The sequence below is a fragment of the Cellulomonas massiliensis JC225 genome (genome assembly GCF_000312005.1).
GTDB lineage: Bacteria > Actinomycetota > Actinomycetes > Actinomycetales > Cellulomonadaceae > Cellulomonas > Cellulomonas massiliensis.
The window spans coordinates 2,554,518-2,563,267 of record NZ_HE978588.1 but is presented as its reverse complement, the minus strand read 5'-3'; the positions used below and the strand labels follow the sequence as shown (position 1 = coordinate 2,563,267).

Annotated in this window: 6 protein-coding genes and 1 pseudogene; all 7 read right to left on the bottom strand. The window is 73.3% G+C overall.

Going from position 1 to position 8,750, the window contains the following annotated elements:
* Positions 1 to 252 (bottom strand): annotated as a pseudogene (locus tag HGCM_RS19970) (hypothetical protein); the annotation flags it as partial.
* 119 nt (positions 253 to 371) lie between these two features.
* A complete protein-coding gene (locus tag HGCM_RS12145; protein WP_019137104.1) occupies positions 372 to 2,045 on the bottom strand; it encodes a GspE/PulE family protein in 1,674 nt (557 codons plus the stop codon).
* Positions 2,046 to 2,175: 130 nt separating this feature from the next.
* Entirely contained in the window at positions 2,176 to 3,036 is an 861-nt protein-coding gene (locus HGCM_RS12140; RefSeq protein WP_019137103.1) for a shikimate dehydrogenase, read from the bottom strand.
* Positions 3,033 to 4,172, bottom strand: coding sequence for an endolytic transglycosylase MltG (gene mltG / locus HGCM_RS12135; RefSeq protein WP_019137102.1), 1,140 nt, complete (start codon positions 4,170 to 4,172; stop codon positions 3,033 to 3,035). Before mltG (HGCM_RS12135) ends, HGCM_RS12140 begins: the two co-directional genes overlap by 4 nt.
* Positions 4,173 to 4,218: 46 nt before the next feature.
* A complete protein-coding gene (gene mltG / locus HGCM_RS12130) occupies positions 4,219 to 5,412 on the bottom strand; it encodes an endolytic transglycosylase MltG (RefSeq protein ID WP_019137101.1) in 1,194 nt (397 codons plus the stop codon).
* Positions 5,409 to 5,984, bottom strand: coding sequence for a Holliday junction resolvase RuvX (gene ruvX / locus HGCM_RS12125; RefSeq protein ID WP_019137100.1), 576 nt, complete (start codon positions 5,982 to 5,984; stop codon positions 5,409 to 5,411). The genes mltG (HGCM_RS12130) and ruvX overlap by 4 nt, the downstream gene beginning before the upstream one ends.
* Positions 5,977 to 8,670, bottom strand: coding sequence for an alanine--tRNA ligase (gene alaS / locus HGCM_RS12120; protein ID WP_019137099.1), 2,694 nt, complete (start codon positions 8,668 to 8,670; stop codon positions 5,977 to 5,979). The genes ruvX and alaS overlap by 8 nt, the downstream gene beginning before the upstream one ends.
* Positions 8,671 to 8,750 lie beyond the last annotated feature (80 nt).

The window sequence follows — 8,750 nt, the reverse complement described above, 5'->3', positions numbered from 1 at the left end:
GTGGGGCACGCCGCCGTAGCCCCCGGCGACCGGCGCCTGCACGGCCGTGGCGGCCGGGCGGACGGCCGGCGGCGCGTAGCCCGCGGGCGGCGGGGGCGGCGCGACCTGGCTCTGGGACGGGATCGGCGAGAAGACCGTCGGCCCGACGGGCGAGGGCCCGCCCTGCTCGCCGGCGGCCTGCGGACCGGCGGGCCGGTACGGGGGCAGGGGACGCGTCCCGTCACCCGGCCTCGCCTGGTGGGACTCGCTCACGTCATGACCTCCAGCGTCGACTCTGCGGAGACGCGGCAGGCAGCCGCGCACCTCGATCCAGTCCTTCGTTCACCGCTTCATCGGCCCTGGCCGTGCCCGACTTGAGCGGGTGTGCGTGCTCACGCGACGACGCGCAGCACCTCTTCGATCGAGGTGCGGCCCAGCGCCACCTTGTGCCAGCCGTCGTCGCGGAGCGTGACCATGCCCTGCTTCTGGGCGGTGGCCGCGATGTCGGCGGCCGACGAGTGCGCCACGGCGTGCCGCTCGATGTCCTCCGTCACCCGCATGACCTCGTGCAGCGCGATGCGCCCGCGGTAGCCGGTCTTCGAGCACGCGACGCACCCGCCCGGGCGCCACAGCTCGGGGATCTCCTCCCCCGGCACCCACGGGAAGCGCGCCGCGACGAGCTCGGCCTCGGTCGGCACGTACGGCTCCTTGCACTTCTCGCAGAGCTTGCGGGCGAGGCGCTGGGCCACGACGCAGTCGAGCGCGGAGCCCACGAGGAACGGCTCGATGCCCATCTCGGTGAGGCGGGTGACCGCCGACGGCGCGTCGTTCGTGTGCAGGGTCGAGAGCACGAGGTGGCCGGTGAGGGCCGCCTCGATCGCGATCTGCGCCGTCTCGTGGTCGCGGATCTCACCGAGCAGCACGACGTCGGGGTCGGACCGCAGGATCGAGCGCAGCGCGCCGGCGAACGTGAGGCCCGCCTTGGGGTTGACCTGCACCTGGTTGATGCCGGGCAGCCGGTACTCGACCGGGTCCTCGACCGTGATGACGTTGATCTCCGGCTTCGACACCGCGTTGAGCGTCGCGTACAGCGTGGTCGACTTGCCGGAGCCGGTGGGGCCGGTGACGAGGAGCATGCCGTACGGCTTCGTGTACGACTCGCGGTACATCTCGAGGTTGTGGTCGAGGAACGACAGGTCGCGCAGGTCGAGGCTCGCCGTCGAGTTGTCGAGGATGCGCATGACGATCTTCTCGCCCCACACCGTCGGCAGCGTCGCCACGCGGAGGTCGATCTTGCGGCCGTTGTGCGTCACCGACATGCGGCCGTCCTGCGGCTTGCGCCGCTCGGCGATGTCGATGTCGCTCATAATCTTCACGCGGCTGATGACGCCCGACTGGATGTTCTTCGGCGAGCGCTGGACCTCGTGCAGGACGCCGTCGATGCGGTACCGGACGCGCAGGTCGTGCTCGGTCGGCTCGATGTGGATGTCGGACGACCGGTCGGTGATGGCCTGCGTGACGAGCAGGTTGACGTAGCGGACGATCGGCGCGTCGTCGTCGATGGAGTCGCCCAGGTTCGACAGGTCGACCTCGGGCTCGGCGGTCTGCTCGACGAACGCCGACGACAGGCCCTCCATCTCGTCGTCCGCCCGGACGAACCGGTCGATCGCGCGCGTGAGGTTGTCGTACGAGGCGATGACGGGGATGACGTGGCGCCCGGAGACGGTCCGGACGTCGTCGACCGCCATGACGTTGCCGGGGTCGGCCGTCGCGAGCACGAGCGCGCCGTTCTCCACCGCGATCGGCAGCACGGTGTACCGCCGGCACAGCGCGCCGGGGACGAGCACGACGGCGTTCTTGTCCACCGGGTGCTCGTCCAGGTCGACGAACTGCATCCCGACCTGCGCGGCGAGCGCGCGCACGAGCTGGTTCTCGGTGAGCACGCCGAGCTCGACCAGCGTGCGCCCCAGCGACCCGCCGGAGGCCATCGACTCGTCGAGCGCCGCGAGCAGCTGCGCCTCCGTGACGAGGCCCTCCTCGAGCAGGACTTCTCCGAGCTGCTTCAACGTGTCCCCTTCCACCGGCCGACGCGACGTTCCGCACCGCTCACCGGTCCATCGGCAGGTGAGGGTCCGGACGTGAGGGCGCGCCGTGGCGAATGTGGGCGGCCGTGGACGCGCGTCCAGCAGCGGGGCGTCAGGCGCCGAGGCGCTCCTGCAGGGCGGCGTCCATCGCCGCCAGCGGCCCGACCCGGCCGGTCATGAGGCGCACCTGCTCGACCGCCTGGTGCAGCAGCATCCGCTCGCCGTCGACGGCCACGCCGCCGGCGCGCTCCCACGCGACGGCCAGCGCCGAGCGGCGCGGGTCGTAGGCGACGTCGAGCAGGACGCCGCGGCCCGCGGCCGGCCCCTCCCCGGCGGCCCAGGCCTCGGCGAACGGGTCGGCGGCGCCCGGCGGCAGCGTCGAGACGACGACGTCGAACACGCGCAGCGCGCCCGCCGCGTGCTCCAGGCGCCGGAACGTGGGGTGCACCCCCATCCGGTGCGTCGCCCGGGCGAGCCCGCCGGTGCGGGACAGGGACCGCGCGAAGACGACGGGCTCGTGCGCGCCGAGCTCTGCCAACGCGGCGACGGCCGACGACGCGGTGGCCCCCGCGCCGAGCACCGCGGCCGTGGCGACCGGCGCCCCGGCGAGCCCCTCCCGCAGCGCGGCGACGACGCCGTGCACGTCGGTGTTCGCGCCCACCAGGACGCGGCCCGCCCCCGAGCCCTGCAGAAGCACGGTGTTCACGGCTCCCACGACCTGCGCGAGCGGCTCGACGTGGTGGAGCAGCGGCAGCACCGTCTGCTTGAGCGGCATCGTCAGGCTCAGGCCGGCCCACGTGTCGTCCAGGCTCGCGAGGAACGGCGCCAGCGCCTCCTCGGTGACGTCGACCGCGTCGTACCGCCAGCCGTCGAGGCCGAGCGCGCGGTAGGCGGCGCGGTGCAGCACCGGGGACAGGGAGTGCGCGATCGGGTGGCCGAGCACGGCGGCCCGGCGCGGCGTCGGTTCGGTCACTGGTGCTCCGCCACCCACTCGCGCATCTGCTCGAGGTTGCGCTGGTGCTGGGCGTAGTCCGCCGTGAACAGCGTCTCGCCGGTGTCGAAGTTGACCGTGGCCCAGAACAGCCAGTCGCCGGGCGTCGGGTCGACCGCGGCCTCGATGGACTTCTGCCCGGGCGAGGCGATCGGCGTCGGCGGCAGGCCCTCGTGCACGTACGTGTTGTACGGGTTCGACGCGTCGGCCTTGGTCTTCGCGGAGAGCGTCTGGCCGTCCTCGAGCCCGTACGCGACCGTCGCGTCGATCTGCAGCAGCATGGGCTTGGCGAGCCGGTTGTCGATCCCCCGCGCCACCTTGCCGCGGTCCTCGTCCCGCTTCGCCTCGCGCTCGACGATCGACGCCTTGATCAGGGTCGTCTCCCACTCGTCCTTCGGGACGTCCAGGCCCCGGAGCACCGCCACCGTCTTCGCGGTCATCTGCTCGAGGATCCCGGCGGCGGACGGCTCGCCGTCGATCTCGTAGGTCGCCGGGAACAGCCAGCCCTCGGGCTCGCCCTTCGCCTGCTTCGGCAGCCCGTAGGAGTCGCCGTCCTTCAGCGTCTTCTTCAGCTCGTCCACCGGGATGAGTGTCTTCTCGCTGATCCGCTCGACGATCTGCTCGGCCGTCAGACCCTCCGGGATCGTCACCTTGAGCAGCTCGCGGCTCGACGGGTCGAGCAGGGACTCGACCGCCTGGGCGGCCGGCATCGCCTGCAGGAGCCGGTAGGTGCCGGGCTGGATCTGGCCCGAGTCGGGGTTCGCCTCGAACGCCTCGGTGAACGCCTGGGTCGAGGCGACGACGCCGGCCTCCACCAGGCTCGCCCCGATGTCGGCGCCGGTGTCCCCCTGCGCGACGACGACCGTCGCCGACCCGGAGCCGGGGCCCGGGTAGTCCTGCGCCGACCCGCCGCCGCCCGAGCCGTCGGGCAGGAGGTCGCCCAGCAGCGAGTACACGACGAAGCCGGCGCCGAGCAGAAGCCCGAGCACGACCACGACGACGACCGCGGTGCGCCGGCGCTCCTGGCGACGGCGGCGCGACGGTCCGGCACCGGCGCCCGAGCGGTCGCGGCGCGACGGCTGGACGTCGGCCGGCTCGGACGGGAACAGGTCGGTCACAGGGCCATCCTGCCCGCTGGACCTGTGGACGCCTTCCGGCGCGCCATCAGCTGTTCTCGGCGAGCCACTCGCGCAGCAGCGCCTCGTTGGCCTTCTGCTCCTCGTACGTCTCGGCGAAGCGCGTCTCGCCGGTGTCGAGGTTGACGGTGCACCAGTACATCCAGTCGCCGTCGGCCGGGTCGAGCACGGCCTTGATCGACTTCTCCCCCGGCGCGGCGATGGGCGTCGGCGGCAGGCCCGGGTTGACGCGGGTGTTGTACGGGTTGCTGCCGTCCTCGTTGTCCGCGCGCGTCAGCTCGGTCCCGGGCTTGCCGAGGCCGTACGCCGTCGACGCGTCGATGCCGAGCGTCCAGCCCTCCTCGAGCCGGCTCTCGATGACGCGCGCCATCTTCGGCCGGTCCTCGTCGTGCTTGGCCTCGCGCTCGATGAGCGAGGCCTTCGTGATGATGGTCTCCCACTGGTCCTTCGGCGCCCCGAGCCGCTCGAGCACCTCGACGGTCTTCGCCGTCATCTTCGTCAGCACGCCCTCGGCCGTCGGCTCGCCCTCGAGCTCGTAGGTCGCCGGGAAGAGCCAGCCCTCGGGCTCGCCCTTCGCCTGCTTCGGCAGCCCGTACGAGTCGCCGTCCTTCAGCGTCTTCTTCAGCTCGTCGACCGGGATGAGCGTCTTCTCGCTGATCCGGGTGACGATCTGGTCGACCGTGAGGCCCTCGCGGAACGTGATCTTCACGACGTCGCGGCTGGAGGGGTTGAGGAGCAGCTCGACGGCGGCGGCCGCGGGCATGCCCTGCAGGAGCTTGTAGGAGCCCGGCTGGATCGACGCCGCGTCGGGGTTCGCCTCGAACGCGCGGCTGAACGCCTTCGTCGAGGCGACGACCCCCGCGTCGACGAGCTTGCCGCCGATCGCCGACCCGCTGTCACCCTGCTCGATGACGACGGTCGCCGAGCCGGAGCCCGGGCCCGCGAAGTCCTCGACCTGGCCCGACCCCGACGAGCTTCCGGAGAACATGCCGCCGAGCACCGAGTACACGACGTACCCGGCGCCCACGACGAGGGCCAGCGCCACGACGAGGACGACGCCTCGACGCCCGCCCTGACGGCGCCGGCGGCGCGAGGCGCGGCGGCTCGACGAGCGCGCGCGGCGCGACGGCGGTGCGTGCTGGGCGGACCGGTCCCCTCCGAAGAGGTCGGACGTCGACGCGTCCTGCCCCGCGGGCGCCCACCACTCGGTCTGGTTGCTCACGTCAGCGTCTCTCCACGATCGTCCTGCTGGTGCCCACAGCCCCCCGGCGTGCCCTCGGCAGCGGGTGCGCCCGGGTCCACCACGACCCGTTCGCCGGGACGTCGCCCCGTGGTCCGCTCCGTCTCGAGCACGTACTGCAGGATGACCACCGCGGCCGCCTGGTCGACGACCTCGCGGTGGCGGCGCCCGGATCGGCCGGACGCCCGCAGCGCCTGATGCGCGGTCACCGTGCTCAACCGCTCATCGACCAGCCGCACCTCCAGAGGTGCGACGGCCTGCGCCAGTGCCTCAGCGTACGCGCGCGCGGACGCCGATGCGGCACCTTCGGACCCCGACAGGTGGCGCGGGAGCCCGACGTACACACAAGCCGCACGTCGCTCCCCGACCTCGCTCACGATCGCCGCGACGTCCGCGGGGAGGCGACCCCCCTGCGGGCGGCGGGCGTCGCGCGCCAGCGTGGCCACCGGCGTCGCGACGATGCCGTCCGGGTCGCTGGCCGCCAGGCCGACGCGCACGGTCCCGACGTCGACCGCGAGGCGGGCCCCGCGCTCGACGCCGCCCGCCTCAGCCACGCAGCTCCTCGACGACGGCCGACAGGGCCGCGCCGAGCTGCGACGCGTCCGTGCCGCCCCCCTGCGCCAGGTCGTCCTTGCCGCCCCCGCCGCCGCCGAGCACCCCCGACGCGACGCGCACGAGCGCGCCCGCGCGGGCGCCCGCCTCGCGCGCCGCGGCGTTGGTGCCCACGACGACGACCGGGCGGCCCTTGCTCGTCCCGCCGACCGCGACGACCGCGGGCGAGGACTCGCCGAGGCGGTGGCGCACGTCGAGCACGAGCGAGCGCAGCTCGTCGGGCGAGGCGACCTCGCCGGCGTCCTCGGTCACCACGCGCGTGACGCCGACCTGCTGCGCGCCCTGCGCGAGCTGGCCCGCCCGGGCGAGCAGGCGCTCCTGCCGCAGCGCGGCGAGCTCCTTGTCCGACTCCTTGACGCGCGACAGCAGCGACGAGACGCGGTCGGCGAGCTCGTCGGGGCGCGCGCCGAGCAGCCCGGAGAGCTGACCCACGAGCGCACGCTCCTTGGCCTGGTAGCCGTACGCGCCCGCGCCGACGAGCGCGTCGACGCGCCGCACCCCGGAGCCGATGGACGACTCGCCGAGCAGCGTGACCAGGCCGAGCTCGCCGGAGTGCCGCACGTGCGTGCCGGCGCACAGCTCGCGGGACCAGTCGCCGCCGATCGAGACGACACGCACCTCGTTCCCGTACTTCTCCCCGAACAGCGCCATCGCACCCAGCGCGCGCGCCTCGGCGATCGGCATGACCGCCTCGGTGACCTCGAGGTCGTCCTGCAGCCGCTCGTTCACGCGGCCCTCGATCTGCGCGAGCGAGCCCGCGGGCACGGCCGCGCCCGAGCGGAAGTCGAACCGCAGCCGGCTCGGCGCGTTCTCCGAGCCCGCCTGGGTCGCGTTCTCCCCGAGCTCCTCACGCAGCGCCTTGTGCACCATGTGCGTCGCCGTGTGGGCGCGCGCGATCGCCTGCCGGCGCGCGACGTCGATCGTCGCCGTCGCGGCCTCGCCGTACGTCGCGGTGCCGGAGACGAGCCGCCCGCGGTGCACGGACAGGCCCTTGATCGGCGCCTGGACGTCGTCCACCTCGATCCGGGCGCCGCCCTCGAGCTCGATCACGCCCGTGTCGGCCAGCTGACCGCCGGCCTCCGCGTAGAACGGCGTCACGTCGAGCACGACCTCGACGTCGGCGGGCGCGGTCGCCGCCGGCGTGGGGACGCCGTCGACGAGGAGGCCGACGACGTGCGACGCGGTGGTGGTGTCGGTGTAGCCGGCGAAGCGGACGGCGCGGCCGCCCTCCCCCGCCAGCGCCGCGTGCAGCTCCTGGTAGGCGGTGACGTCGGCGTGACCGGTCTTCTTCGCGAGCGCGTCGGCCCTGGCACGCTCCCGCTGCGCCTGCATCAGCGTGCGGAACGCCTGCTCGTCGACGGAGACGCCGTGCTCCGCCGCCATCTCGAGCGTGAGGTCGATCGGGAAGCCGTACGTGTCGTGCAGCGCGAACGCCTGCTCGCCGCCGAGCACGGGCGCGCTCGTGCCGGCCTGCTGCTTCGCCTTCGAGACGGCGCCCTCCAGGATCGTCGTCCCGGCGGTCAGCGTCCGCAGGAACGCGTCCTCCTCGCCGTACGCGACCTGCGCGATGCGGTCGAAGTCGGTCGCCACGTTCGGGTACGAGGGGCTCATCGCGTCGCGGCTGACCGGCAGCAGGTGCGGCAGCGCGGCCTCGTCCACGCCGAGCAGGCGCACGGAGCGCACGGTGCGCCGCACGAGGCGGCGCAGCACGTACCCGCGCCCCTCGTTCGACGGCACGACGCCGTCGCCGATCAGCATGAGGCTCGAGCGCACGTGGTCGGCGATGACGCGCATCCGCACGTCGTCCTCCTCCTGCGCGCCGTAGCGACGACCGGTGAGCTCCTGGACGCGCTCGATGACGGGGAAGACCTCGTCGATCTCGTACAGGTTGTTCTTGCCCTGCAGCAGGTACGCGATGCGCTCCAGGCCGGCCCCGGTGTCGATCGCCTTCTGGTCCAGCTCGCGCAGCAGCGGGTAGTCCTTGCCCTGGCCCTCGCCGCGCAGGAACTGGTCGAACACGAGGTTCCAGATCTCCAGGTAGCGGTCGCCGCCCGGGTCGACGGTGCCGCCCTCGGCCTCCGGGCCGAACTCCGGCCCGCGGTCGTAGTGCCACTCCGCGCACGGGCCCGCGGGGCCCGGCTGGCCCGTGTCCCAGAAGATCTGCTCGCGCGTCAGGCGCACGATGTGCCGGCGGTCGACGCCGACGCGGGTCAGCGCGTCGAGCGACTCGGCGTCCTGGTCCCAGATCGTGACCCAGAGGCGGTCGCCGTCCAGCCCGTACCCGCCCTGCTCCTGGGGCGACGTCAGCAGCTCCCAGGCGAGCTCGATCGCGCCCTCCTTGAAGTAGTCGCCGAACGAGAAGTTGCCCATCATCTGGAAGAACGTGCCGTGCCGCGTCGTCCGGCCCACGTTCTCGATGTCGTTCGTGCGGATGCACTTCTGCACGCTGGCGACCGTCGGCCACGGCGCGTCCTGGGTGCCGAGGATGTACGGGATGAACGGCACCATGCCGGCGATCGTGAAGAGGATCGAGGGGTCGGGCGAGATGAGCGGGACCGACGGCACGACGGCGTGGTCCTTCGTCGCGAAGTAGTCGAGCCAGCGCTGACGGATCTCGGCGGTACGCATGGTGTCCTTCTCGTTCCCGGGCCCGCCCCGGAGCGGGGCGACGTCCCATGATGCAGCGTCGTGCGACGTGCTCTGAACCT